Origin of the sequence: Pseudomonas fluorescens NCIMB 11764 (assembly GCF_000293885.2) — a bacterium.
GTDB classification, from domain to species: domain Bacteria; phylum Pseudomonadota; class Gammaproteobacteria; order Pseudomonadales; family Pseudomonadaceae; genus Aquipseudomonas; species Aquipseudomonas fluorescens_B.
The window spans coordinates 6,670,212-6,696,064 of sequence record NZ_CP010945.1 but is presented as its reverse complement, the minus strand read 5'-3'; the positions used below and the strand labels follow the sequence as shown (position 1 = coordinate 6,696,064).

Here is a 25,853-nt window from a genome sequence, read left to right as displayed (position 1 = left end):
ACATCCTGCAAGACGAGCAAAACAAGGGCGCAAAGTCTAACAGGGCAGTGGAGATTGAATAAGAGGAATTATCGTTTGGTTGATGTGGAGCAGGGTTTTTCAAAACTGTCATCACTCTTACTGATTCAGCACCGTCCAATGTGGGAGCGGTGTTCGGACCAATAAAAAAGGCGACCCGAAGGTCGCCTTTTGTTCAGCCAGCGTTGATCAGAACTCGTGATCAGCGTTGTCCGGGTTCAGGTCGCTGATGCCCAGTTTGCCGGCGGCGGCTTCGATCGAACCGGTCTGTTTGACCAGCGAAGCGATGGCGTCACGGACGATCTGGTTACCGGCAGTGTTGCCGGCGGCGATCAATTGGTCGTAGTGCTCACCCTTGTTGGCGTGATCGACGATGATCTGCATCTTGGCTTCGGTCGCAGCCAGGTCGGCCTTCAGCGCGGTGTCGGCAGCCGGGTCGGCCTTGGCCACCAGGGACGACAGGCTGGCGCCGGTCATTTTGGTGCCGTCGACGCGGGTGTATTCGCCCAGGTACACGTTACGAACGCCTTTGGCATCGTAGAACTGCGAGTTGTGGGTGTTGTCGCTGAAGCAGTCGTGTTCGTCTTCCGGGGAGTTGGCTTCCAGGGAAACCTTCATCCGCTCGCCCGCCAGTTCGCCCAGGGACAGGCTACCCATGCCGAACAGCATTTTGCGCAGGCCGGATTCAGCCGGTTCCGCTTCCAGGGTGGCGCGGTAGTTGTCGGCCACGTTCGGTTTCCAGTTACCGACCATTTCTTCAAGGTCGCTGACCAGCAGCTGGGTCACCGACTTCAGGTAAGCGCGACGACGATCATTGTGACCGCCCGTAGCGCCTTTGCCTTCCAGGTAGTCGGAAGCTGGGCGGTTGCCGGCGCCAGGGCCGGTGCCGTTCAGGTCCTGGCCCCAGAGCAGGAATTCGATGGCGTGGTAACCGGTGGCGACGTTGGCCTCGGAACCGCCCAGCTCGTTCAGGCTGGCGAGTTTTTCCGGGGTGATGTCCTTGACGTCGATCTTGTCTTCGCCGACCTGAACCTGAGTGTTGGCGATGATGTTGGCCGTGGCACCCGGGTTACCCAGGGCGTGCTCGTAGGATTTGTCGACGTAGTCGATCAGGCCTTCGTCCAGTGGCCAGGCGTTCACCTGACCTTCCCAGTCGTCGATGATGGTGTTGCCGAAGCGGAACACTTCGCTCTGCAGGTAAGGAACGCGAGCTGCGACCCAGGCAGCCTTGGCGGCTTTCAGGGTGTCGGCGTTCGGCTTGGCGAGGAAAGCGTCGATAGCGGTTTGCAGGGTCTTCGCAGTGGATTCGGCATCGCTGTAAACGGCGAAGACGATGTCGGCGTAGTTCGCGACAACGGCTTTGGCGGCGGCTTCGTCGACTTTACTGGTCGCTGCGGGTGCGGCAGCCGGTGCAGCGTTGCTGGCGGACGGAGTCGGCGCTGGAGCGGCAGCTTTGTCTTTGCCTTCGCCACAACCGGCGAGGGAAATAGCGATGGCCAACAGACTGGCGGTAGCCAGAGGCATACGAATCATGGCGAACATCCTGCTTCGAAAGGGGGGTGGAATGGCGCAGCAAGCGCGCGAAACTGCGACATAATGCAAATCTTTCGCATTATCTGTAAAGGGTTGTGCTTGTAAATATGTCTTATTCACACGAATGAATGCCAGCAGCATGACCTGTATCAGCTGGCAATCACTGTGGCGAGGGGAGCTTGCTCCCGCTGGAAAGTGCAACAGTCGTAATCAGGTCGACTGGAATTTTCTGTCAGAACCGTGGGGGCAGGATTTGGGGCGGCTTTGCCACCCAGCGGGAGCAAGCTCCCTCGCCACAGGTTCAGAGGATCGCGGCATTACTGCGCTGGGCCTGTTTCAGGTAAGCGCCCAGTTCTCGCGCCGGCAGCGGTTTGCTGTAGAAGTAGCCCTGACCTTCATGGCAGCCTTCAGAGATGATGTAGGCCTCTTGTTCGATGGTTTCCACACCTTCGGCAATGACCTGCATGCCCAGGCTCTTGCCCAACTGAATGATGGCCCGGACGATGGTCGCATCGTCGTCGTCATCGAGCAGGTCCTGAACGAAGCTCTTGTCGATCTTGATCTTGTCCAGTGGCAGGCTTTTCAGATAACTGAGCGATGAGTACCCGGTGCCGAAGTCGTCGATGGCGATCAGCGCGCCGGAGCGACGCAGGCTCAGCAGGTGCTGGGCGGCGGTGCTGATGTCTTCCATCAGGCCGGTTTCGGTGACTTCCAGCTCCAGGCTGCGGGGTGGCAGGCGGTACATCTGCAGCAGGTTGTTGACCACTCGCGGCAGTTCGGCGTGGTGCAACTGGACGGTGGACAGGTTCACGGCCATGCGCAGGTCGGTGAAACCCTGGTCATGCCAGTCGCGCAATTGTTTGCAGGCCTGATCCAGCACCCATTCGCCGATGGCGATGATGGTGCCGTTCTGCTCGGCCAGCGGGATGAACAGGTCCGGTGGCACCAGCCCATGTTCGGGATGCTGCCAGCGAATCAATGCTTCGACGCCCACTACCCGATGATCGCGGTAGCTGATCTGCGGTTGGTAGACCAGATAGAACTGGTCGCGCGCCAGGGCGTCGCGCAGGTCTTTTTCCAGCTCGCGACGGCGACGCATTTCAGTGTCGACGCTGGCGATATAGAACTGATAACGGTTGCGCGAGCGGGTCTTGGCCAGGGTCATGGTCTGCTCGGCCTTTTGCAGCAGCTTCTCGGTGCTGTCACCGTCCTCGGGGAACAGGGTGATGCCGATGGTGGCGCGCAGTCGAATTTCCTGATGATCGAGGGCGAACGCCGCTTCGAGATCATCGAGAATGCTCTGGGCCAGTTCGGCCGCTTCGTAGGGTTGTTCGATATCGGCCTGAACGAGGGCGAACTGGTCGCCACCGAGGCGGGCGAGGGCGCCGAGGCGACCGCTGTGGGCCCGCAGGCGATCAGCCAGGGCCAGCAGCAACTGGTCGCCGGTCTGATAGCTGAACTGTTCGTTGATGCCCTTGAAGTCATCGAGGCCGACACACAGCACCGCAACCCGCCGCTGCAACTTGCCGGCGTCGACGAGAATCTTGTCCAGTTGTTGCTGCAGTTGCTGGCGGTTCGGCAGACCGGTGAGGAAGTCGTATTGGGCCATGCGCAGCAGGCTGTTTTCCGCTTCGTGGCGCAGGTGCGTGTTGCGTTCGATGGATTCGAGCAACTGGTTGGCGGTGTTGATCCAGATGCCCAGTTCGTTTTTTTCGTGGCCCCTGAGCTGCGGAATCTTATGCTCGCTCGGGCGGTCCGGGTTGATTTCGGTGAGGTGCTCGATGATCCGCGACAACGGTTTGGTCAGCAGCCAGTGATAGACCAGATACAGCACCAGCCCCATGGCCAGGGCCCGCAATACACCGGAAATGAAGATGATCACCGAATTGACGATAAATCCCTCGCCGTACGTGGCGGTGTCGAGGGTGATGCTCAGGTCGCCGTAGTACTCGCTGTAGGGGCCGCGACCCACCAGTTGAGTGGTGAAGGTGCGTTCCTTGCCCAGGATCAGGTCGGTCAGCCAGCGACTGCTGGATTGCTGCAGGTCGCGGGATTTTTGCGCGAGCATGGCTTCATTGGGATGGCCGATGGAGGCCTGGCGCACAGCGTCGTCCTGGAACAGGCCTTCGATCACCTGCATGCCCATTTCCCGGTCCAGGCTGTAGACGGCCTGGGTCGAGGGGTCGCGGAACATGTCGAGGATGCGCTGGGCATCGCTGGCCACGGCCTGGCGTGTTTTATAGGCATCGAAAACGATCTGCGCGCAGCTCAAGACCACGCCGACGATCAATGCCGACAGGAGCACGACCCGGAGCAACTTTACCGACAAGCTGTTCTTGAGTTCCAGCTTCAAAGAGTCATTCCTTGTTCCGTGCAGGTAGCATCAAGTTGCCATGAGTATTGGCAATCCCGTGATGGCAGTCAAAGGGACAATCAAACACAGGGGAATTTGCCTGTGGGTTGGCCGAAATGCTGTTGCCTGGAGTATTTGTCCTATTAGTACTGTGTCGGTAGTCGAGTCCTTCAACTTGAGGGGAGGGTAGAGATATTTTCCATTTGGTTGATGTTAGACGGCTATGGCGGTGGGGCAAGGGGGGGAAGGCTGGTTTCATTGTGGGAAATCGGCCTTTGTGCGGGGACGAGACTGCTTGTGAGGGCGGCCCGATTTTCGCGGGTGTCCTCGGACCTTGTGGGCGCTGGCTTGCCAGCGATGACGACCTGATAGAGGACAGATATTCTTCGGCTGTACTCGAATTCGGCAGGCATTCCAAAACCCAAAAAAAACCCGGCAAAAGCCGGGTTTCTTGACTGGCGTCGATCTTAAGCGGTGAAGGTTTTGCCTTCGAACTGCTCAGCCACGAATTTCCAGTTGACCAGGTTCCAGAACGCTTCTACGTACTTCGGACGCAGGTTGCGGTAGTCGATGTAGTAAGCGTGTTCCCAGACGTCGCAGGTCAGCAGCGGGGTGTCGCCGCTGGTCAGCGGGTTGCCGGCGCCGATGGTGCTGGCCAGGGCCAGGGAGCCGTCAGCCTTTTTCACCAGCCAGCCCCAACCGGAACCGAAGGTACCGATGGAGGTTTTGCTGAATTCTTCTTTGAACTTGTCGAACGAACCGAAGGCTGCGTTGATGGCTTCAGCCAGTGCGCCGGTTGGTTGACCGCCGGCGTTTGGCGCCAGGCAGTTCCAGTAGAAAGTGTGGTTCCAGACCTGAGCGGCGTTGTTGAAGATGCCACCCGAGGAAGACTTGACGATTTCTTCCAGGGTCTTGCCTTCGAACTCGGTGCCTGGCACCAGGTTGTTCAGGTTCACGACGTAGGTGTTGTGGTGCTTGTCGTGGTGGTATTCCAGGGTTTCCTTGGAAATGTGCGGCTGCAGGGCATCGTGTGCGTAGGGCAGCGGCGGCAATTCGAAAGCCATGATGATTCTCCTAATCAGGTCAGTTGCGGTGGTCGCAAGGCCGATCACGGGCGGCCAGACAAGCGCCGGGGAGTTTGTACTCTTTGCGGCGCATCGAACCGGATCATAGCACCGGGGGTGCGGCATAACCACGCAACAACTGTGTGGAATAGAGGTTCCAGAGCCTTTTGGAATAATCAGGAGACGATGATTAATTGAAAGGCTACGGTGAACATCATCACGGCGACCAACAGATCCAGAATCCGCCAGGTGCTCGGCCGAGCCAGCCACGGCGCCAGCCATGCAGCGCCCAGCGCCAACGTGAAGAACCACAGCAACGACGCACTGGCCGCGCCCACGACATAGGCACCAGGCTCGGTCTGTTGTGCGCCAAGGGAGCCAATCAGCAATACGGTATCCAGATAAACGTGCGGGTTGAGCAGGGTGACCGCCAAGGCGCTGAGCAGCACGGCGCGCAGTGAACGTACGGTCTGGTTTTCATTCTGTTGCAAGCTCTGTTTCGAGAAGGCCCGGCGCAACGCGAGGCTGCCGTACCAGATCAGGAACACCGCGCCGCCCCAACGGGCCACCGCCAGCAATGTCGGATTTTGCGCCAGCACGGTGGCCAGACCGAACACGCCGGCAGCCACCAGCAACGCATCGCACGTCACGCAGAGCGCCGCCACCGGCAGGTGATGTTCACGCCGCAGGCTCTGGGCCAGCACAAACGCGTTCTGAGTGCCGATCGCCATGATCAGCCCCGCGGCCACCAACAGGCCGTTTACATAGCTTTGCCACATAAGGATTTACTCCGCGTTCGCTGCCAGATCCCGCAACACGTGCAGGGCGCGTTCGGCATCGGCCTGGCCGACGAATAAATGGTCGTGGAAATAACCGGCGATCACGTTGCAGCTGATACCGGCCTGGCCCAATGCCGTGGCGAAGGCGGCGGTCAGGCCGACGGCTTCCAGCGCGGAGTGCACGTTCAGGGTGATCCAGGCGGCAACGTAGTCGAAGCTGAAACCGGCCTTCTCGGCCTGGGAGCGTTCCAGAATCACCGTCAGGCCTTCCTGCTCGCGAAAACTGCCGATGATCTCAAGACCCGGCGGCAAATGGCCGTCGCGCAACGTGCAGAACACATACTCGCCAGCGTTGAGTTGCGGGCTCATGCTGCGCAAAAGCGTTGCCAATGAAGTTTCGCCAGCCATGTCGGTGTTCCTTGCTCAAGAGTTCTTGCTGGCCATTCTCCGTCCACAAGCGGTATAAGAAAAACCAATCATGCTGATCGCTCATTAGGAAAACTGATGTTCGACTATAAATTGCTTTCCGCGTTGGCCGCCGTGATCGAGCAGGCCGGTTTTGAACGCGCCGCCCAAGTGCTCGGCTTGTCGCAATCGGCGATCTCCCAGCGCATCAAACTGCTGGAAGCGCGGGTCGGCCAACCGGTGCTGGTGCGGATGACACCGCCGGCGCCGACTGAAATCGGTCGGCGTTTGCTCAACCATGTGCAGCAGGTGCGCCTCCTGGAGCGGGACCTGCAAACCCTGGTTCCGGCGCTGGATGAAGAAGGCCTGCCGGAACGTCTGCGCATCGCCCTGAACGCCGACAGCCTCGCCACGTGGTGGGCCGAAGCGGTCGGAGATTTTTGCGCCGAACAACACCTGTTGCTGGATCTGGTGGTCGAAGACCAGACCGTCGGCCTCAAACGCATGCGCGCAGGCGAAGTGGCGGCGTGTGTCTGTGCCAGCGAACGTCCGGTCGCCGGGGCGCGCAGCGTTCTGTTGGGCGCCATGCGTTATCGCGCATTGGCCAGCCCGGCCTTCATCGCCCGGCATTTTCCGCAAGGCGTTCGCGCCGATCAGTTGTCGAAAACGCCGGCGCTGGTCTTTGGCCCGGACGATTTCCTGCAGCATCGCTACCTCGCGTCCCTCGGCGTAGATGGCGGTTTCGAACACCATTTGTGCCCGTCGTCCGAAGGCTTCATTCGCCTGACCGAAGCCGGCCTGGGGTGGGGGCTGGTGCCTGAATTGCAGGTGCGCGATCAGCTGGAACGCGGGGTTTTGCGCGAGCTTTTGCCAGATAAGCCCATCGATGTGCCGCTGTACTGGCATCATTGGCGCAATGGCGGTCAGTTGCTGGGGTTGCTGACCGATCAATTGGTGCGCTCGTCGAAGCAATGGCTGGTGCCGTTGGACTGACCGGCAGCGTCAAGACCTCACGCACTACGCAAAACGAAATATTCGGAGCACTACATGAAGATTCTGGTCACCGGCGCAAGCGGCTTCATCGGCGGACGCTTTGCGCGTTTCGCCCTGGAGCAGGGCCTGGACGTGCGGGTCAACGGTCGCCGGGCCGAAAGCGTCGAACACCTGGTGCGCCGAGGCGCCGAGTTCGTGCAGGGTGACTTGAGCGACCCGGAACTGGCGCGCAACCTGTGTTCCGACGTCGAAGCCGTGGTGCATTGCGCCGGCGCTGTAGGCGTGTGGGGACGTTATCAGGACTTTCATCTGGGCAACGTGCAGGTCACCGAAAACATCGTCGAAGCCTGCCTGAAACAGCGTGTCCGGCGGCTGGTGCACTTGTCCTCGCCGTCGATCTACTTCGATGGCCGCGATCACCTCGGGTTGACCGAAGAGCAGGTCCCCAAGCGCTTCAAACATCCCTACGCCGCGACCAAATACCTGGCCGAGCAGAAGGTCTTCGGTGCCCAGGAATTCGGCCTCGAAACCCTGGCCCTGCGTCCGCGCTTCGTGACCGGTGCGGGCGACATGAGCATCTTCCCGCGTCTGCTGACGATGCAACGCAAGGGGCGGCTGGCCATTGTCGGCAACGGTTTGAACAAAGTCGATTTCACCAGCGTACAAAACCTCAACGAGGCGTTGCTCAGCAGTTTGCTGGCCGGCGGATCGGCGTTGGGCAAGGCCTACAACATCAGCAACGGAACGCCGATCCCGTTGTGGGACGTGGTCAATTACGTCATGCGCAAGATGGATGTCCCACAGGTGACCCGCTACCGTTCCTACGGCCTGGCCTACACCGTGGCGGCGCTCAACGAGGGCATGTGCAAGCTCTGGCCGGGTCGTCCCGAGCCAACCCTGTCGCGCCTGGGCATGCAGGTGATGAACAAAAATTTCACCTTGGACATCAGCCGCGCGCGGCATTATCTGGACTACGATCCGAAGGTCAGTCTCTGGACCGCCCTCGATGAATTCTGCGGCTGGTGGAAGGCTCAGGACATTCGCTGACACACAGGCAGTCCCGATACTGAACCGAGTCCGGGAATCAAGGGTCAATCGATGCGGCTGACGGGTTTATACTTCGCCCCATCAAGCCATCACCGCGTTCCACAAAGGTTGACTCAATGTCCATGCGTAACGATGCCAACGACGACTTCGACGATGTACCGAGCCTGCGTGCCGACAGCCTCGACGACGATGATTTTGTGCCCTCCGCCCGCACCGCCGTGCATTCGCGCACCCCGCCGGTGGTCAAGGTCAAGGCTGCCAGCACCGGCCCGTTGTGGGCACTGGTCGGCGCCTTGTTTTTTGCCTTCGCCGGCCTTGCCTGGTGGAGCTTCCAGCAGATCTCGCTGATGGAACAGCAACTGGTGGCGACCCAGGAAAGTTTCGCGCGCATCAGTGAGGATGCGGCGGGGCGCTTGCAGGACATTTCCGGCAAGGTCGTCGCCAGCCAGACCAACGTCACCAGCGACAGCGAAGCACTGAAACTGCAGATCAAGCAGCTGGAAAGCAAACTCCAGGATCAGAGCAAGCAGCAGCAGGGCGTTGTCGGCCAGACTTCCGACCTGGACAAGCGCCTGGCGCAAATGACCGCGCAAACTGCCGATCTGGACAAGCGCCTGGCGCAAGCCACCGCCCAGAACACCGAGCACCAGACCGCCAACACGCAATTGCAGGCCCAGGTCAAAGCCCTGAGCGGTGAACTGGCCGCCCTGAAAAGCGCGCCGGCGGACACTGACAAATTCGACGCTCAGCTGAAAAGCCTCGGTGCCGACATCGTTGCGCTGAAAAAACAAGGCAACCCGAGCGCCGCCATTGAACGTCTGGAACAAGACATGATTGTGCTCAAAAGCGAACAGGACAACCGCCCGGCCGCCGGGCCTGCCTCGTCCAGCACGGCCGAGTTCGACGCTTTCCGTGCTTCTGTCACCCGCAACATCAACACCCTGCAGGCGCAGATCCAGAATTTGCAGCAGCAGTTGCGTGCCCGAGCGCAATAACCCTGCACGCGAATACGTGTGGCGAGGGAGCTTGCTCCCGCTGGGGGCGAAGCCGCCCCAAAGCATCCACCGCGGATTCTCAGATAATCCGCGGTGCCTGATTTGCGTCTGCTGCGCCCGGACGCGGATCGGCCGGCGGGAGCGAGCTCCCTCGCCACAAAAACCTCAGCTCCCCACCCTCACACCGTTCCCTGAATGTTCGTACATATCCCCAAGCCGTCTACGCTCTTGAAACATCGACAAGAATGAGGAATGCGCAATGGGGTTTTTGCACAGGTTGGCCCTGCTGGGCGGGATGCTGTTGCTGTGTCTGGGGCAGGCTCAAGCTGCCGGGACCGAGAAGGATGACAGCCAGGCCGCCATCGCCTTGCTGGAAAAAGCCCTGGCCTATTACCACGACAACGGTGACAAGGCGTTCGCGGCCTTCAGCCGCCAGGGCGAGTTTGTCGACAAGGACCGCTACGTGTTCGTCGTCGATACCAAAGGTGTGATGCTCGCCAGCGGCGGGCCGTCTTCGGCGTTGATCGGGCGCGATGTGTCTGAGGTGCTCGGCCCGGATGTGCAGAAAGCCTTCAAGGACGCGTTGAAAGTGCCGGAGGGCAATGGCATCCAGCAGGCGGAATATCGCTGGCAGAACTGGTCAGACGGCAAGGTCGAACGCAAGCATGTGTTCTACCAACGGATCGGCCAGCGCATTCTGGCAGTGGGTTATTACCTGCCACGGGCGTCGGCGGAGCAGGCGATGGCGCTGCTGAACAAAGCGGCAACCGACCTGGCCAGGGACGAGAAGGGCACGCTCACCGCCATCAACTCACTCAAGGGTGGTTATTTGCAGGATGACCTGTATGTGTTCGTCGTCGACCTGGACACCCAGCGCTATGTCGCGCACGGCACCAACCTGCGGCTGATCAATACCGATTTCGGCAAGATCAAGGACCCTGAAGGCAAGCCGGTGGGCGAGCCGATCCTGGGGTTGATGGCTGAACAGGATTATGGCGAATACGAATATCGGTGGAAAAACCCGGTGACCGGCAAGATCGAGAACAAGCATGCGTACCTGAAAAAGGTCGGGCATTTTCTGGTGGCGGTCGGGTATTACAGCCCTTGATGGTGGTGACTGACAGACCGCAATCGCGAGCAGGCTCGCTCCCACAGTAGATCTCCAGTGATCACAGCATTGTGTGCGACAGAGATCAAGTGTGGGAGCGAGCCTGCTCGCGATTGCAGGCGACTCGGTCTATCTATCGAGCCTTGTCTTCGCGCCCCCGCAACATCCGGTTCGGCATGGCAATCGCCGCCGCCAACCCCAGCAGCGACACCGCCGCACTGACCATCAGCAAATGCCGGAAGGTCAGCAGCAGCTCAGCGCGCAAGGCGTTCTGCGCATCCCCCGGCGCTGCGTTCAGGCCGTCCAGCAAGACGTTCCCCGAACGGCCCTCGGCAATCAGTGTCGAGCCAGCCAGGTGAGCGAAACTCGAGTCTTGCAGCAACGCCAGCAAGAGCGCCGACATCAACGCCACCCCCACCGCACCGCCCAGGGAACGGAACAGGTTGGTGGTGCTGGTCGCGACGCCGATGTCCCGTTGCTCCACTGAATTCTGTGTCCCGACCAGTGAGGTCGGGAACTGCATGCCAGAGGCGATACCGCTGAGCACCATGAACAAGCTGCTGAGCACCACCGCCTGGGGCGGACTGAACGCCATGCCGAGAATCGACATTGGCATCAGGATCGCACCGGTGAGGATCATCGGTTTGTAGCGCCCGGTCACCGAGGTCCGACGCCCGGCGAAATACGCACCGATCGGCAATCCCATGGCCAATGGCAACAGGTGCAGCGCGGCACTGTCAGCCCCGGCGCCCGTGACGCTCTGGAAGCGCAACGGCATCAGCACGATCAGCGAGATCGCCTGGAAACTGGTAAAGAAAATCGTGCACCAGCACAGGATCGCATTGCGGTTGGCGAACAGGTGCATGGGCAGCAACGGCTCCTGCGCACGGCGCTCATGCCGGACGAACAAGGCCAGGACCACCACCGCACAACCCAGCAAGCCCAACACTTCGGCGCTGCGCCACGAATGCCCCTGGCCGAACTGGGTGATACCGAGCAACAAGGCCGTCAGGCCGATGATCATTAACAGCGTGCCAAGGTAATCGATGATCGGCTTGCGCTGTGGTACGGGCAGCCCCACCAGCGTGCGATTGGCCACCAGCCACGCCCCCAGGCCCAGTGGCAGATTAATCAGGAACACCCAGCGCCACGACAGGTATTCGGTCATGTAACCGCCGAGCACCGGACCGGCCACGCTGGCCACCGCGTACATGCTGCTGAAGTAACCTTGATAGCGACCCCGTTCGCGAGGCGGCACGATATCGCCGATGATTGCCTGGCTGACCGAAATCATCCCGCCGGCACCGATGCCCTGAACAATCCGCGCCAGCACCAGCTGCTCCATGCTCTGGGCTATGCCGCAGAACAACGAAGCCATCGTGAACAGCCCCATGCCGAACAGCATCAACGTGCGCCGACCGTACAGGTCGCCGAGTTTTCCGTAGATCGGCACCGCCACGGTCATCGCCACCATGTAGCCGGAAATCACCCAGGCCAGCAGGCTGACATCCTTGAACTGCGCGGAAATGGCCGGCATCGATACGGCGACAATGGTCTGGTCCAGTGCGCCGAGAAAAATCGCCAGCATCAGGGCGATCAGCACGCTGCGAATGGCCGGTTTGGGCGTGTCAGGCTGGTTGAGATTGGTCACGGGAGAACCTGCGGGCAGTGAGGGTCCCGCAAGAGGCATGGGCGAGCGGGGATGCTCGCCAGTGTAAGTCGATAGGAGGCTATTCGATAGCCTCGTACGGAAGTCCGACGTAATTTTCTGCAATGGTTTTTCGACCCGCCTCAGAACTGACGAAGTAGTCCAGCTCCGACTCACTGATGCGCTGGCTGAACCCGTCGTGATCGTCAAAGCGATGCAACATCGAGGTCATCCACCAGGAAAACCGCTCGGCTTTCCAGACCCGGCGCAGGCAAACCTCAGAGTACTTCTCCAGCAAGTCGACCCGGCCTTCGCGGTAAACCTTCAGCAGAATATTGAACAACGTACTGACGTCGCTCGCCGCCAGGTTCAGGCCTTTGGCGCCGGTGGGCGGCACGATGTGCGCGGCGTCGCCGACCAGAAACATCCGCCCGTACTGCATCGGTTCGACCACGAAACTGCGCAGCGGCGCGATGCTTTTTTCGATGGACGGCCCGGTCACCAAAGACTCTGCCAACGCAGCAGGCAGCCGGGACTTGAGCTCATCCCAGAAACGCTGATCGGACCAATTCTCGACGTGTTCGTCGGCAGGAACCTGAAGGTAATACCGGGTACGCGTCGCCGAGCGCATGCTGCACAGGGCAAAGCCGCGTTCGTGACGGGCGTAGACCAACTCATCGTGGACGGGGGGGGTGTCAGCGAGAATCCCAAGCCAGCCGAATGGATAACCCCGTTCGAACACCTTCAAATTCTCGGCGGGAATCGATTGCCGCGCCACGCCATGGAAGCCGTCGCAACCGGCGATGTAGTCGCAATCGAGCCGCCAGGTTTCGCCATCCTTTTCGAACGTCACGAAGGCTTCATCGGTTTTCATGCCGTGGGGTACGACGTTGCCGGCTTCGTAAATCGTCTGCGCGCCGGCCTCCCGACGAGCGGCCATCAAGTCACGGGTGACCTCGGTCTGCCCGTAGATCATCACGGTTTTTCCCCCGGTCAGGGCCTGCAGATCAATGTGCACCCGACGCCCGTCGAGGGCCAGTTCGAAGCCGCCGTGAACCAGCCCTTCGGCGTCCATGCGCTGGCCGACGCCGGCCTGACGCAGCAGCTCTGCCATGCCTTGTTCGAGAACACCGGCGCGGATTCGCCCGAGCACATAGTCCGGGGTCTGGCGTTCGAGGATGAGGGTGTCGATACCGGCGTTGTGCAGCAATTGGCCGAGCAGCAATCCGGACGGGCCGGCACCGATGATGGCGATTTGGGTTTTCAGCGTTTTCATTGTTTTTATGACTCGCAAGCTCCACGCGACCAGAGTCGGTGAATTATTTTTATGGATCGAGTGCTTGCATTTTTCACTTGCGGGTCTGTCAATTGAAGGTGAAAACTGAGCCGATAGCTGTACATTCTGCCAATCGGTGCGATTATCGCCCACCACCTTCCGAGGCCTGGATTGAAGTTATGAACAAGCCTGACCTGCCTTCGATACCGGTGTTCAAGCTCTATGGTGAAAGCCTGGAATGGCCGACCCCGGACTTGTTGCACTGCGAAACCATCTCCAAACGCAGCCGCGAACATCAGTGGGAAATCAAACCCCATCGCCACGCCGATCTGTGCCAGTTGCTCTTCGTGTTCAAAGGTCAGGCAGAGCTTGAAATCGAAGGCAAACGCACGCAGCTGAGCGAACCGGCGATCCTGGTTCTGCCGCCGTTATCGGTGCACGGTTATCGTTTTTCCGAGGATGTCGAAGGGTTTGTCGTGACCCTGGCCGCGCCGCTGGTCGCTCATCTCCAGGCGCAATTGGGCAACTCGGTGAATGCCCTGGCCCAGGCCGAAAGTTATCCGGCCGGCAATGACGGTGAGTACCTCAACAGTCTGTTTTCTGCATTGCAGAACGAGTACACCGGCCATCAACCGGCCCGGGAAATGCTCATGCATTCGCTGGTCAGCGTGATCATGGTGTGGGTCAGCCGTCAGGCGCTTCAACGTCGCTCCGCCAGTCAACGTCCGCAGCGTGCGCGGGAATACCTCAACGGGTTCATCCAGCTGGTGGAAGAGACGTATCGCCAACACGTCAAGGTAGAGGACCTGGCGCATCGGCTGGGAATTTCCGTGTCGCACCTCAACGGCACCTGCCGTGAGTTGGCAGGACAACCGGCGTTGCAGATCATGCACGAGCGGCAATTGCTGGAGGCCAAGCGTTTGCTGACCTACACCAGCATGACCATTTACGAAATGTCCGACGTGTTGGGGTTTTCCGATCCGACCAACTTCACGCGCCTGTTCCGGCGCCGGGTGGGGATCTCGCCCAAGGCTTTTCGCGACCGCTTGAAGGCCGATCAGGACAACGAGGCCTGATCCGCTTCGTTATCGAAGGGCGTTGAGGGTCGCGTTGTGGGGGATGCAACGCTCGAAGTTACAGCTCGCGTATTCACGGGGCAGTTGTCGCAACTGCTCGACGCGCCAGGCCGCCGTGCCATACAGCGCCAGCGTGGCCGCGCAGGTGATGAAAATCGCGAGGTATCTTCTTGTTTTGATGTTCATGGCGTTGACCTCTGAACGAATACCCTTCGGTACTTATTTCAGCATAGGTCAGCGGCAGTGAGTTGCCAGTCACGCGTTCTGCGCATGTAGGCCGACATTCAGAACACTGATGTTCCCCGTGGGAGCGGGCCTCTTAAAGTCCGATATCCCAGGCTGGGTCTTCGGGGAATCTGAGCACCAGAAAATCCAGCACGCTGCGCAGTGCCGCCGGCATGTGTTTGCGAGAGGCGTACACCGCGTAGATGTTCATCCGGCGTGGTTCGGCCTGGGGCAGCAGGCGGATCAGTTCACCACGGTGGATATGCACACCGGCCTGATAAGTCGGCAACATCGCCACCCCGGCGCCGGCCATCGTCGCGCGCAGCAACGTACTGGCTTCATTGGCGCTGATGTTGCCCTGCACCGGTACCGAGACCTGTTCTCCATCCTGTTCGAAATGCCACAGGCTTTTACCGAAATAGGAGTGCGTCAGGCAGTTGTGCAGGCTCAGGTCTTCCACCCGTATTGGCGTCGGGTGCTCGTCCAGGTAAGCGGGAGCGGCGCAGATCACCGAGCGGCAGACCGTCAGCCGCCGCGCAATGAGGTTCGGGTCCAGGTCATTGCTGGTGCGAATCGCCAGGTCGATGCGCTCGTCCACCAGGTTCACCGTGCGGTCGAGCATCTGCAGGTCGATGCTGACGCCGGGGTAACGCTTGACGTACGCCGCCATGGCATCGGCCAGTTGTGCCTGGCCGAACGAAGTGCTGACGCTGATCCGCAGCAGGCCGCGCGGTGCATCGTCCGGCTCGCTGACGGCAGCCTGCATGTCCGAAGACAAGTCGAGCATCTGCCGACACCGTGGCAGGATCTCGCTGCCGGCGGCGGTCAGGCTCAACTTGCGTGTGGTGCGGTGCATCAGGCGCGCGCCGACCCAGTCTTCCAGTTCTGCCAGATACCGCGAAACCACCGGCCGTGAGAGCTCCAGATGATCGGCGGCGGCCGACTGGCTACCGAGGTCGACCACCGTGACGAACACCCGCATTGCTTGTAGACGATCCATGATTTGCCCGATTTCAGAAACAAACTATGTTCCAGCATCGCATTTTTTGTACTGAGTCGTGCAACTAAGCTCTGTTCCATCGCCAAGCACGGCACTCGGACAACGGAGCAACAGATGATCGGTTTCACTTCCATCAAGCGTATTTTGCTGGCCACGGCCACCCTTGGCTTCGCGGCTCACGCGGCGGCATCGACGTTGACACTGGATGTGTACAACCCGGGCGACAAGGCGATCTTCCCGGTGACCTCGGTTCTGGTCAGTGGCGAGAAAGACGCGATCCTGGTGGACGCGCAATTCGGCAAATCCCAGGCCGAGCAAGTGGTTGAAAAAATCCGCGCCAGTGGCAAGCAACTGACCACCATTTACATCAGCCACGGTGACCCGGATTACTACTTCGGCCTCGACACCCTGACCGCTGCGTTCCCCCACGCCAAGGTGCTCGCTTCGCAAGCGACAGTGGATCACATCAAGAAAACCGTCGACGGCAAACTGGCGTTCTGGGGCCCGAAAATGGGCGCCGATGTACCGGCCAGAACCATCGTGCCGGGCGTGCTTGAGGGCGACAGCCTGATACTCGAAGGGCAGAAGTTGCAGGTGGTGGGGCTGGAGGGCAAGCAACCGGATCGCACCTTTGTGTGGATCCCGTCGATCAAGGCGGTGGTCGGGGGCGTGGTGGTCGCGGAAAACATTCACGTGTGGATGGCCGACACCCAAACCGCACAATCCCACACCGACTGGCTGGCTACGCTGCACAGCATTGAAACCCTGAAACCGAATACTCTCGTGCCGGGTCATTACCTCGGCAAGAGCGCGCGCTCCCTGGCCGCTGTGCAATTCACTGCGGACTACATCAAGGCCTTCGACGAAGAAACCGCCAAGGCCAAAGACGCTGCGGCGTTGATTGCTGCGATGAAAAAACGCTTCCCGACCCTCGGCGAAGAAAGCTCACTGGAGCTGAGCGCCAAGGTCGCCAAGGGCGAGATGAAGTGGGGTGAGTGAATTTATGTGATGAACACGCACACCTGTGGCGAGGGGATTTATCCCCGTTGGACTGCGCAGCAGTCCCAAGCTTTGACGACTGCTTTGCAGCCGAACGGGGATAAATCCCCTCGCCACAAAAGCCCTTCTACCATTCAAATTTGCAAAGATCACCCAAGCCAACTGGAGAACATCATGAGCAACATCGCAATCATCGGTGCCACCGGCCGTGCCGGCAGCCAGCTGTTGGAAGAAGCCCTGCGCCGAGGCCATAGCGTCACGGCCATTGCCCGCGATACGTCGAAGATCGGTCAGCGTGCCGGAGTCGTCAGCAAGAAAGTTGATGCCCTCGATGCCGAAGCGTTGCAAGCGGCGGTCGCAGGTCATGACGTGGTGATCAGCGCCGCGCACTTTGCGACCCTTCCAGCCCGCGCCGTCATCGGGCCGGTGAAACAGGCCGGGGTGAAACGTCTGTTGGTGGTCGGTGGTGCGGGTTCGCTGTTGCTGCCGGACGGTACTCGCGTGATCGACAGCAAAGGTTTCCCTGAAGCGTACAAAACCGAGGCCAGTGCCGGTGCTCAATTCCTGGAGAACCTGCGTCAGGAAAACGAACTGGACTGGACCTTTGTGTCGCCGTCGGCGGAGTTTGTCGAAGGTGAGCGCACCGGTACGTTCCGGATTGGCAAGGACGATTTGCTGGTGAGCGGTGCAGGGCGCAGCTGGATTACCTTCGCCGACTATGCGATTGCGATGATCGATGAAGTGGAAGCGCCGAAGCATTCCCGTCAGCGGTTTACAGTCGGCTACTGATCCAGAAACACCGCCCATCCGTAGGAGCAGCCTTCGGCAGCTCCTACGGAGTTTGTCCGCTCAGCGGGCCTGAGCCTGCGCTACCAACCACCCCATCAACTCGCGCAACTGCGGTGAAGGTGCCGGTTTCTCCGGGAACACCAGGTAATACGCCAACCCCGTCTTCACCTTCAATTCAAACGGCATGACCAGCCGCCCGGCACTCAGGTCGTCGCCGATCAACGACCAATCGCCGATCGCCACACCGGTCCCTTGGGACGCCATCGACATCGCCAGGTCCAGGGTCTCGAAATGCTGGCCTTTGCTGACGTTGCTCAATTGAAGATCCGCCGCTTTCAACCAGGCATTCCAGTCGCGCTCATCCCGTGTCGGGTGCAGCAACAAGTGTTGTTGCAGATCTGCCGGTGTCTGCAACGCCATCGGCCCGTCCAGCATCGGCCGTGAACACACCGGCGTCAGTTGCTCATCGAACAGCAGATAAGACGTCAACGCACGGTCCGGTGGCGCGCCATACATCACCGCCGCATCGAACTGTTCGCGATGGAAATCCACACCGTGCTTCACCGTGGTGGTCAATTCCACGGGCACGTCCGGACGCTCCCGTTGCCACTGCAACAGACGCGGCAACAACCAGCGCATCACGCAGGTCGGTGCCTTCAGTTGCAGGGTTTCGCGCTTCTCGCCGATCTGTTCGACTGCCTCGTCGATCAAGCCGAAAATCTGCTGCACCCGTGGCAGCCACTCCCGCCCTTCAGCCGTCAAATCCAGGCCGCGGGCCTGGCGAATGAACAGCTCATAACCCAGATGTTCTTCCAGCCCGGCGATCTGCCGACTCACCGCGCCCTGGGTGATGAACAGCTGTTCGGCCGCTCGGGTGAAGTTGCAGCACTGCGCGGTGATCAGAAAAGTGTGCAGCGCCGGCAGGGGAGGCAATCGTTTCATTGGGATCCAAGGTATGACGTGAGGACATGGCTAGTATGACTTTTTATCCATTGTTACGGCTACGTGTCGCCCGTTCCAATGAGGCCATCCCTGGACCTGCCCATTCATCATAAACACTGCGCAGGCCCGGCGTCTCAAACGAACAAAAAGGGCAAAAGACATGGCGACGTGCGGCGAAGTATTGGTCAAGTTACTCGAAGACTACGGGGTTGAGCAGGTGTTCGGCATTCCCGGGGTTCACACCGTGGAGCTGTATCGCGGGCTGGCCCGTTCGAGCATCAACCACGTCACTCCGCGTCACGAACAGGGCGCCGGTTTCATGGCCGACGGCTATGCACGCACCAGCGGCAAACCGGGTGTGTGCTTCATCATCACCGGCCCTGGCATGACCAACATCACCACCGCCATGGGCCAGGCCTACGCCGACTCGATTCCGATGCTGGTGATCTCCAGCGTGCAGACCCGCAACCAGTTGGGCGGCGGTCGCGGCAAGCTCCATGAGCTGCCGAACCAGGGCGCATTGGTCGGTGGCGTGGCAGCGTTCTCCCACACCCTGATGTCGGCGTCCGAATTGCCGGGCGTATTGGCCCGCGCCTTTGCCCTGTTCCAGGCCGGTCGCCCGCGTCCTGTGCACATCGAAATTCCGCTGGACGTGCTGGTCGAAGAGGCCGATGACCTGCTCGCCAGCCGGCCGGTCAACATCGACCGCGCCGGTGCTTCGCCAAGCGCGATCAGCCGCATGACCGAGCTGCTCGCCGGCGCCAGGCGCCCGCTGATTCTTGCCGGTGGCGGCGCCATCGATGCTGCCGCGGAACTGACGGAGCTGGCCGAACTGCTCGACGCGCCGGTGGCCCTGACCATCAACGCCAAAGGCATGCTCGAATCCAGCCATCCGCTGCTGATCGGCTCGACCCAAAGCCTGGTCGCGACCCGCGCCCTGGTGGCCGAGGCCGACGTGGTGCTGGCGATTGGCACCGAACTGGCGGAAACCGACTACGACGTCACCTTCGCCGGCGGTTTCGAGATTCCCGGTGCGCTGTTGCGCGTGGACATCGACCCTGACCAGACCGTGCGCAACTACCCGCCGACAGTCGCCCTGGTGGCCGATTCGCGCAACGCTGCCCAAGCCTTGTTGAGCGCGCTGTCCCACAAGTCGCTGGCCGAGCGCCGCAACGATTGGGGCCAGGTCCGCGCCGCACGTCTGCGTGAAGACCTCGCCGCCACCTGGGATGCCCCGACCCTGGCCCAGACCCGCTTCCTCGAAACCGTCCTGCACGAATTGCCGGACGCCGTGTTCGTCGGCGATTCGACCCAACCGGTGTACACCGGCAACCTGACCTTCAACCCGGAACGCCCGCGCCGCTGGTTCAACTCGTCCACCGGCTACGGCACCCTCGGTTACGCCTTGCCGGCGGCGATTGGCGCCTGGCTCGGCGGCAGCGTTGAAAGTGGCGCACGTCCTCCGGTGGTGTGTCTGATCGGTGATGGCGGTCTGCAATTCACTCTGCCGGAACTGGCCAGCGCCGTTGAAGCGCGCACGCCGGTGATCGTCCTGCTGTGGAATAACCAGGGCTACGAAGAGATCAAGAAATACATGGTCAACCGCGCCATCGAACCGGTTGGCGTGGACATCTACACCCCGGACTTCATCGGCGTCGCCAAGGCGCTGGGCTGCGCGGCTGAAGCGGTCAACGGTGTCGATCAATTGCGCAATGCACTGCGCTGCGCTACCGATCGCCAAGGCCCGACCCTGATCGAAATCGATCAGACCCAGTGGATGAAGGCGGTGTCGAAATGAGTTTTCCAACCACCCTGGATGGCTTGTTCATCAACGGTAAATGGTCGGCCGGCAGCGAACATCTGCGCGTGATCAACCCGGCCACCGAAGCGCTGCTGACCACCGTGAACGGCGGCGATGCAAACGCCGTCGATGATGCCGTGAACGCAGCGACCGAAGCCTTCTTGGCCTGGTCGCAAACCACCGGCACCGAGCGTGGTGCGATCCTGCGCAAGATTGCCGCCGGCGTGCAGGCCGGTCGCGAGCAGTTGATGCAGTTGCAGTCGAGCAACAACGGCAAGCCGCTGTTCGAAGCGGCCATCGACGTCGATGACGTGATTGCCACGTTCGAGTATTACGCCGGTCTGGCCGAAGGCCTCGATGCCAAACAAGACAGCAATGTCGAGTTGCCCACCGATGACTTCAGCGCCCGTGTGCGCCGCGAGCCGTGCGGTGTGGTCGGCCTGATCGTGCCGTGGAATTTCCCGATGGTCACCACCGCGTGGAAACTCGCCCCGGCCCTGGCCGCCGGTTGCTGCGTAGTGCTCAAACCGTCCGAAGTAACGCCACTGCCGGAGCTGGAACTGGCGGCGATCATCGCCGACGCCGGATTGCCGAAGGGCGTGTTCAACGTGGTCTGCGGCACCGGCCTGGCAGTGGGTGCGCCCCTCTCGGCAGACCCGCGCATTGCCAGGATTTCCTTCACCGGCAGCAATGCGGTCGGCGTGCAAGTGATGCAACGCGCCGCCGAAACCGTGAAGGGCGTGAGTCTCGAACTGGGTGGCAAATCTTCGTTGCTGGTGCTCAAGGACGCCGACATCGCGTTGGCGGTGGAAGTGGCCTGTGGCGGTGGTTTCTTCAACGCCGGGCAAATGTGCTCGGCCACCAGCCGCGTGCTGGTCGCCGATGAACTGGCCGACGAATTCCTCCTGCGCCTGAAGGCCCGCGCCGAAGCCATTCGCGTTGCCGACCCGTTCGACCCGAACGTGGAAATGGGCGCGCTGGTCAATCAGGCGCAATACCAGCGCGTGCTCGGTCACATCGATCGCGGTTTGAGTGCCGGCGCCAAGCTGATTTGCGGCGGCAATCGCCCCGCAGACCTGCCCCGCGGATATTTTTTGCAACCGACGATTTTTACCGAAGTGCCCCTCGACAGTGCGTTGTGGTGTGAGGAGATTTTCGGCCCGGTGATCTGTGTGCGCAGTTTCACCACCGAAGCCGAGGCGATTGCCTTGGCCAACGACAGCCAGTTCGGTCTGGTCGCCAGCGTTGTGACGCGCGACGCCGAGGCGGCGGATCGGGTCGCCAACGCTTTGCAGGCGGGACTTGTGTGGATCAACGCGCCGCAAGTGATCTTCCCGCAGACCGCCTGGGGCGGCTACAAGCAGAGCAGCATCGGCCGCGAATTGGGGCCGTGGGGCTTGCAGGCTTTCCAGGAAATCAAACACGTGATTCGCGCCGTCTGACGGCACGAAAAAGGTGAGTGCATGCTTCGTATAGAGGCATGCACTGATGTCATGGCTTCGATGAGTTTTTATCGATAGTCAGCTTTTTTGCACGACCTCAGGATGAACTCACTGGTTCAGCCAAACCCCCGAAAATACGAGGGATAGCGCTGGTCCGGCCGCGCGGATGCAACAGTTTCGACCTGCCTTATACCTACAAAAACAAAGGGAGTCCGTAATGGGCGAGCATGATCTGAACAGACGTCAATTTATCAAAACCGTGGGCGTGGCTTCGGTTGCAGCGGCGGCCATGAGCTTGCCCTTCGTCAAGGCCAATGCCAGCGACACCCGTTTCCAGGGCAAGACCCTGCGCTTGCTGACCTGGTCTGATGACACCGGCCTGGCTGCGCTGCGCAACATTGCGGCGACTTTCGAAGACAAGTACGGCTGCAAGGTCATCGCTGACCGCACCGGCAGCACCTCGGAAATGGTCGCCAAACTCAAGGCCGCGGGTGATCGTCCGCAGTACGACATCATCACCCTGGCCGGCGTCGGCGCCGAAGGCCTGGCCGCCGCCAACCTGCTGGAAAAACCCGACCTCAACCGCATTCCCAACCTGGTCGACGTCCCGGAGAAATACCGCACCGGCGCCAACGGCCACGGGATCGGTTACCTGCTCTGGTGCAACAGCCTGGTCTACAGCACCCGCACCATCAAGGAAGCGCCGGACAGTTACGCTGCCCTGTGGGACGCGGAGCTGTCGCCGAACATCTTCCTGCCGCCGCCAAACTGGACCGAGGCCATGGACCTGATCATCATCGCCGCCAAACTGGCCGGTGGTGACGAGCACAACATCGAGCCAGGCTTCAAGAAACTCGCCGAGCTGAAAGACCGTGTGGTGACCCTGGGTGAAAACCCGAACCAGATCGCCGAGCTGTTCCGCACCGGTTCCCTGGACATGGGTGGCCTGTACGCCCCGGCCTTCTTCCCGAAACAGATCCGCGATCCGGCCTACGGCCTGGGTGCCACGTTCGGCATGAAGGAAGGTTTCTACACCGACCTGATGCTCTCGGTAATGCCGAAGAATCGTCCGGGCGATACCGACCTGACCTACGCCTTCATCAACCACTCTCTGGACCCGCTGGTGCAGGGCAAGATGGCTGAAGATATCTACAACGGCCCGGTCAACGCCAAGGCGATCATCTCCGCCGAAGCGCGCAAGAGCCCGTACATCCTCACGCCAGAGCAGATTGCCGAGAAGGCGATCATGCACGACAACGCCTTCCTGGCCTCCGTGCATGACCAATGGATTCGTCGCTACACGGAAATCTTTTCTTCCTGATTCTTGAGGTCTGAAGATCCATTGTGGCGAGGGAGCTTGCTCCCGCTCGGCTGCGTAGCAGCCGCGAAACCTGACACCGCGTTTTGTCTGAACGGGCGCGGTGAATGATCAGGGCCGCTTCGCGACCCAGCGGGAGCAAGCTCCCTCGCCACAGGTTTTTGCCTTATCTCAGTCTTGCTGCTTTCCATTGACGAGACCCTTGCTATGGAACACCAACCTCTGACTCATCCGGTCGTTACCGCTCCGGCGCGCGCCCATCGGGGTGTTTCGCCGACGACTCGCGCCTGGTTTTTCCTCTCGCCGTCGATGCTGTTTCTGGGCGTGCTGATTGCCGCCAGCCTGCTGGTGCTGCGCATGAGCGTGGGCACCAAAGGCGCGGAATGGACCGGGTTCAGCCTGGCCAGCTACGCCCAGTTGCTGGAACCGTACTACCTGAAATCCCTGCTGCTGACCTTGCGTCTGGCGCTGATCAGCGCAGTGATCGCCGTCGTGCTGGCGATCCCGGTGGCCTACACCATGTCGCGCCTGACCTCACCGTTCGTGCGCCGGATCTTCCTCGCCGCCGTGCTCTTGCCATTGCTGGTCAACCTGCTGCTGCAAAGCTACGGCTGGCTGGTGATTCTCGGCCCGGGCGGGATGCTCAATCAGGCACTGATGGGCCTGGGCCTGATCAAGCGCCCGATCATGCTGCTGTACAACCAGAACGGCGTGCTGATGGGCCTGGTGCAAACCGCGTTCCCGCTGGCCGTGTTGCCGATCGCCAGCGCCATGCGCGGCGTCGCCCGTACCTACGAAGAGGCCGCCGCCACGCTGGGCGCCAGTCGTTTGCAGGTGTTCCGTCAGGTGGTGTTGCCGATGAGTTTTCCGGGGATCATCACCGGTGCGACGTTGGTATTCGCCTACAACGCCAGCAGTTTCGTGGTGCCTTTGCTGCTCGGCGGCCGGCGCGTGCCGATGCTGGCGGTGATGGTGCATGACCAGATCGCCCCGCTGATGAACTGGCCCGCTGCGTCCGCCGCCGGTGTGGTGCTGATTGTCACCACGCTCGCGATCATGACCTTCTCCGAATACATCACCGGCCGTCGTCGCCGCATGCTGGAGGCTTCGCAATGAGCGCTGTGATCAAGAAGCGTCATTCACTGTTGCCGGGGGATACCGGCAAGTTCGCCGGCATCCTCTCGGGTTTCATCCTGCTGCTGGCGGTGCTGCCGATCCTGACCATGATCGTCATGTCGTTCAGCGGTGCGTCGAACCTCGACTTCCCGCCGAGCAGCTACAGCCTGCAATGGTACAAGGCCGCCTGGCACACCTTCGTTTCGCCGGATTCCAGCGATGTGCTGAGCCTCGGCAAAGCCATGACCACCAGCCTGATGGTCGCGTGCCTGACCATGGTCTTCGCCACAATCATCGCGGTGCCGGCGGCTTATGCGCTGACCCGTTGCGAGTTCCGTGGCAAAGCCGTGGCGCTGCAATTGATGTCGCTGCCACTGGTGTTTCCGATGGTGGTGTTGGGCCTGGCGTTGTTGCTGGTGTTCGACAGCCTGCCGTTTCAGATGACCACCTCGCGACTGGTGATTGCCCACGTGATCCTGGCGCTGCCCTTTGTGGTGAAAAACTGCACCGCGGCGATGCTTTCCATCGGCAGCGAAGTCGAAGAAGCCGCGCAAATGCTCGGTGCTTCGCCAACGCGAGCGATCATTGATGTGGTGGTGCCGCTGATGAAGTCGGGGATTCTGGCGGGGATGCTGCTGGCGTTCATCGTCTCGTTCAACGAATTCACCGTGACCTATTTTCTCTACACCATCGACGTGATGACCGTGCCGATCTGGATGTACAGCCGCACTGTGTCGTCGCTCGACCCCACCGTATTTTCGTTTGCCGTGCTGATCGTGCTGATCGACTTCGTCCTGATCTGGGCGCTGGAGAAGCTGGTCGGTGAAGGTGGCGTTTCGTTCTGATTCTTGAGGTGATTCATATGTCTGGTCTGATTCTGGAAAACGTCGAGAAACATTACGGCTCGGCCTGTGCGGTAAAGGATGTGAACCTGCATTTGCCGGAAGGCAAACTGGTGTGTTTCCTCGGCCCTTCGGGTTGCGGCAAAACCACGCTGCTGCGGATGATCGCCGGGCTCGAAACCCTGACCGGCGGCGAGATTCGCCTGGACGGTGAAGACATCGGCCACACACCGGCGCATCAACGCAATTTCGGCATGGTGTTTCAATCGTTGGCGCTGTTCCCGCACATGACCGTGGGGGAGAACATCGCTTATCCGCTGAAACTGCGCGGGGTCAGCAAGGCTGACCAGCAGGCGCGGGTGGTGGAATTGCTGGAACTGATTCAGTTAAAGGAAATGATTGATCGCCCGGTGGCGAAACTCTCGGGCGGCCAGCGCCAGCGCGTGGCGATCGCCCGGGCGATTGCCAACCACCCGAAAATCCTTCTGCTGGATGAACCGCTGTCGGCGCTGGACGCCAAGCTGCGCGAGTCGATGCAGGTGGAAATCCGTCAACTGCAACAGCGCCTGAACATCACTACCATCATGGTGACCCACGATCAGCGTGAAGCCATGACCATGGCCGATATCGTCGTGGTGCTGGGTGAGCATCGCGTGCAGCAGGTCGGCACGCCGATCGAAATTTATCGTCATCCGGCCAACGAATTCGTCGCGGACTTCATCGGCTCGGGCAACATCTTTCCGGCCACGGCGCTGGGTAACGGCAAGGTGGGTTTGCCCGGCGGTGATGCACTGGAAGTGCCGATCTGCAGCAGTATCGTGGTCGGTGAGAAAGTGAAAATGCTGATCCGCCCTGAAGACCTGCAGCTGTCGCACCCGCAGGCGACGGCGGGGAATCGGTTGCTGGGCAAGGTGACGTTCGTGCGTGATATCGGCGCGACGATCGAGACGACCGTTGAGTGTTCGGGCGTGTCGTTTACGGCGTTGAGCACGCCGTGCCAGGGGTTTGGGCTGAGCATTGGCAACCCGGTGTCGGTGACCTTGCCGGCTGAGGCTTGCCGCGTACTGGGTGCCTGATCCGGATT

General features: G+C 60.7%; 23 protein-coding genes. 13 read left to right on the top strand and 10 right to left on the bottom strand.

From position 1 onward, the window contains the following. Positions 1-207 precede the first annotated feature (207 nt). The 5 genes from B723_RS30405 to B723_RS30385 all read right to left on the bottom strand — a co-directional run bounded on the left by B723_RS30405 (position 208) and on the right by B723_RS30385 (position 6,155). A complete protein-coding gene (locus B723_RS30405) occupies positions 208-1,551 on the bottom strand; it encodes an imelysin family protein (protein WP_017340542.1) in 1,344 nt (447 codons plus the stop codon). A 301-nt stretch (positions 1,552-1,852) separates the two neighbouring features. After that, a complete protein-coding gene (locus tag B723_RS30400) occupies positions 1,853-3,904 on the bottom strand; it encodes a putative bifunctional diguanylate cyclase/phosphodiesterase (RefSeq protein WP_017340541.1) in 2,052 nt (683 codons plus the stop codon). A 467-nt stretch (positions 3,905-4,371) separates the two neighbouring features. Continuing rightward, on the bottom strand, positions 4,372-4,968 hold the full coding sequence (locus B723_RS30395; RefSeq protein WP_017340540.1) for a superoxide dismutase: 597 nt from the start codon (positions 4,966-4,968) through the stop codon (positions 4,372-4,374). Positions 4,969-5,144: 176 nt separating this feature from the next. Next, positions 5,145-5,747 (bottom strand): LysE/ArgO family amino acid transporter, encoded by a 603-nt coding sequence (locus tag B723_RS30390; protein WP_017340539.1) that lies wholly within the window; start codon positions 5,745-5,747, stop codon positions 5,145-5,147. Positions 5,748-5,753: 6 nt separating this feature from the next. After that, on the bottom strand, positions 5,754-6,155 hold the full coding sequence (locus B723_RS30385; RefSeq protein ID WP_017340538.1) for an ACT domain-containing protein: 402 nt from the start codon (positions 6,153-6,155) through the stop codon (positions 5,754-5,756). A gap of 96 nt (positions 6,156-6,251) precedes the next feature. Here B723_RS30385 and B723_RS30380 point away from each other — a divergent pair, with 96 nt between their 5' ends. The 4 genes from B723_RS30380 to B723_RS30365 all read left to right on the top strand — a co-directional run bounded on the left by B723_RS30380 (position 6,252) and on the right by B723_RS30365 (position 10,295). Then, a complete protein-coding gene (locus B723_RS30380) occupies positions 6,252-7,145 on the top strand; it encodes a LysR family transcriptional regulator ArgP (RefSeq protein WP_017340537.1) in 894 nt (297 codons plus the stop codon). Positions 7,146-7,199: 54 nt separating this feature from the next. Beyond that, positions 7,200-8,192 carry an NAD-dependent epimerase/dehydratase family protein gene (locus B723_RS30375; protein ID WP_017340536.1) on the top strand — a complete coding sequence of 331 codons (993 nt, stop codon included), beginning with the start codon at positions 7,200-7,202 and terminating at the stop codon, positions 8,190-8,192. 116 nt (positions 8,193-8,308) lie between these two features. Next, entirely contained in the window at positions 8,309-9,187 is an 879-nt protein-coding gene (locus B723_RS30370; RefSeq protein WP_017340535.1) for an ATPase, read from the top strand. Positions 9,188-9,446: 259 nt separating this feature from the next. Then, positions 9,447-10,295, top strand: a complete 849-nt coding sequence (locus B723_RS30365) for a cache domain-containing protein (protein ID WP_017340534.1) — start codon at positions 9,447-9,449, stop codon at positions 10,293-10,295. 133 nt (positions 10,296-10,428) lie between these two features. Here the strand turns inward: B723_RS30365 and B723_RS30360 are convergent, their stop codons facing one another. Together B723_RS30360 and pobA are read right to left on the bottom strand one after the other, a co-directional pair. After that, positions 10,429-11,946, bottom strand: a complete 1,518-nt coding sequence (locus B723_RS30360; RefSeq protein ID WP_017340533.1) for an MDR family MFS transporter — start codon at positions 11,944-11,946, stop codon at positions 10,429-10,431. Positions 11,947-12,025: 79 nt separating this feature from the next. Further along, entirely contained in the window at positions 12,026-13,219 is a 1,194-nt protein-coding gene (pobA, locus tag B723_RS30355) for a 4-hydroxybenzoate 3-monooxygenase (RefSeq protein WP_017340532.1), read from the bottom strand. 179 nt (positions 13,220-13,398) lie between these two features. On the opposite strand from pobA, the gene B723_RS30350 reads away from it, so the two are divergent. After that, complete coding sequence (locus tag B723_RS30350; RefSeq protein ID WP_017340531.1) at positions 13,399-14,295, top strand: helix-turn-helix domain-containing protein; 897 nt, start codon at positions 13,399-13,401, stop codon at positions 14,293-14,295. A gap of 9 nt (positions 14,296-14,304) precedes the next feature. Here B723_RS30350 and B723_RS33525 read toward each other — a convergent pair whose 3' ends face one another. Together B723_RS33525 and B723_RS30345 are read right to left on the bottom strand one after the other, a co-directional pair. Next, entirely contained in the window at positions 14,305-14,481 is a 177-nt protein-coding gene (locus B723_RS33525; RefSeq protein WP_017340530.1) for a hypothetical protein, read from the bottom strand. A 133-nt stretch (positions 14,482-14,614) separates the two neighbouring features. Then, positions 14,615-15,520, bottom strand: coding sequence for a LysR family transcriptional regulator (locus B723_RS30345; RefSeq protein WP_017340529.1), 906 nt, complete (start codon positions 15,518-15,520; stop codon positions 14,615-14,617). Between the two features lie 114 nt (positions 15,521-15,634). Here B723_RS30345 and B723_RS30340 point away from each other — a divergent pair, with 114 nt between their 5' ends. Then, positions 15,635-16,519, top strand: coding sequence for an MBL fold metallo-hydrolase (locus B723_RS30340; protein ID WP_017340528.1), 885 nt, complete (start codon positions 15,635-15,637; stop codon positions 16,517-16,519). 174 nt (positions 16,520-16,693) lie between these two features. Then, complete coding sequence (locus B723_RS30335) at positions 16,694-17,308, top strand: NAD(P)-dependent oxidoreductase (RefSeq protein ID WP_017340527.1); 615 nt, start codon at positions 16,694-16,696, stop codon at positions 17,306-17,308. A 60-nt stretch (positions 17,309-17,368) separates the two neighbouring features. On the opposite strand, the gene B723_RS30330 is transcribed toward B723_RS30335, so the two are convergent. Beyond that, positions 17,369-18,250 (bottom strand): LysR substrate-binding domain-containing protein, encoded by an 882-nt coding sequence (locus B723_RS30330; RefSeq protein WP_017340526.1) that lies wholly within the window; start codon positions 18,248-18,250, stop codon positions 17,369-17,371. Positions 18,251-18,410: 160 nt separating this feature from the next. Between B723_RS30330 and B723_RS30325 the strand changes: the two genes are divergently transcribed. The 6 genes from B723_RS30325 to B723_RS30300 all read left to right on the top strand — a co-directional run bounded on the left by B723_RS30325 (position 18,411) and on the right by B723_RS30300 (position 25,845). Next, positions 18,411-20,048 (top strand): 5-guanidino-2-oxopentanoate decarboxylase, encoded by a 1,638-nt coding sequence (locus B723_RS30325; protein WP_017340525.1) that lies wholly within the window; start codon positions 18,411-18,413, stop codon positions 20,046-20,048. Then, entirely contained in the window at positions 20,045-21,493 is a 1,449-nt protein-coding gene (locus B723_RS30320; protein ID WP_017340524.1) for an aldehyde dehydrogenase family protein, read from the top strand. The genes B723_RS30325 and B723_RS30320 overlap by 4 nt, the downstream gene beginning before the upstream one ends. A gap of 217 nt (positions 21,494-21,710) precedes the next feature. Next, positions 21,711-22,814: an extracellular solute-binding protein gene (locus tag B723_RS30315; protein ID WP_010457579.1), complete on the top strand. Its 1,104-nt coding sequence runs from the start codon at positions 21,711-21,713 to the stop codon at positions 22,812-22,814. Between the two features lie 204 nt (positions 22,815-23,018). Beyond that, positions 23,019-23,927: an ABC transporter permease gene (locus B723_RS30310; RefSeq protein WP_017340523.1), complete on the top strand. Its 909-nt coding sequence runs from the start codon at positions 23,019-23,021 to the stop codon at positions 23,925-23,927. Next, the gene (locus B723_RS30305) at positions 23,924-24,772 is read left to right on the top strand and encodes an ABC transporter permease (protein WP_017340522.1); all 849 of its coding nucleotides are present in this window, start codon (positions 23,924-23,926) and stop codon (positions 24,770-24,772) included. The genes B723_RS30310 and B723_RS30305 overlap by 4 nt, the downstream gene beginning before the upstream one ends. 17 nt (positions 24,773-24,789) lie before the next feature. Then, a complete protein-coding gene (locus tag B723_RS30300; RefSeq protein ID WP_017340521.1) occupies positions 24,790-25,845 on the top strand; it encodes an ABC transporter ATP-binding protein in 1,056 nt (351 codons plus the stop codon). Positions 25,846-25,853: the final 8 nt, after the last annotated feature.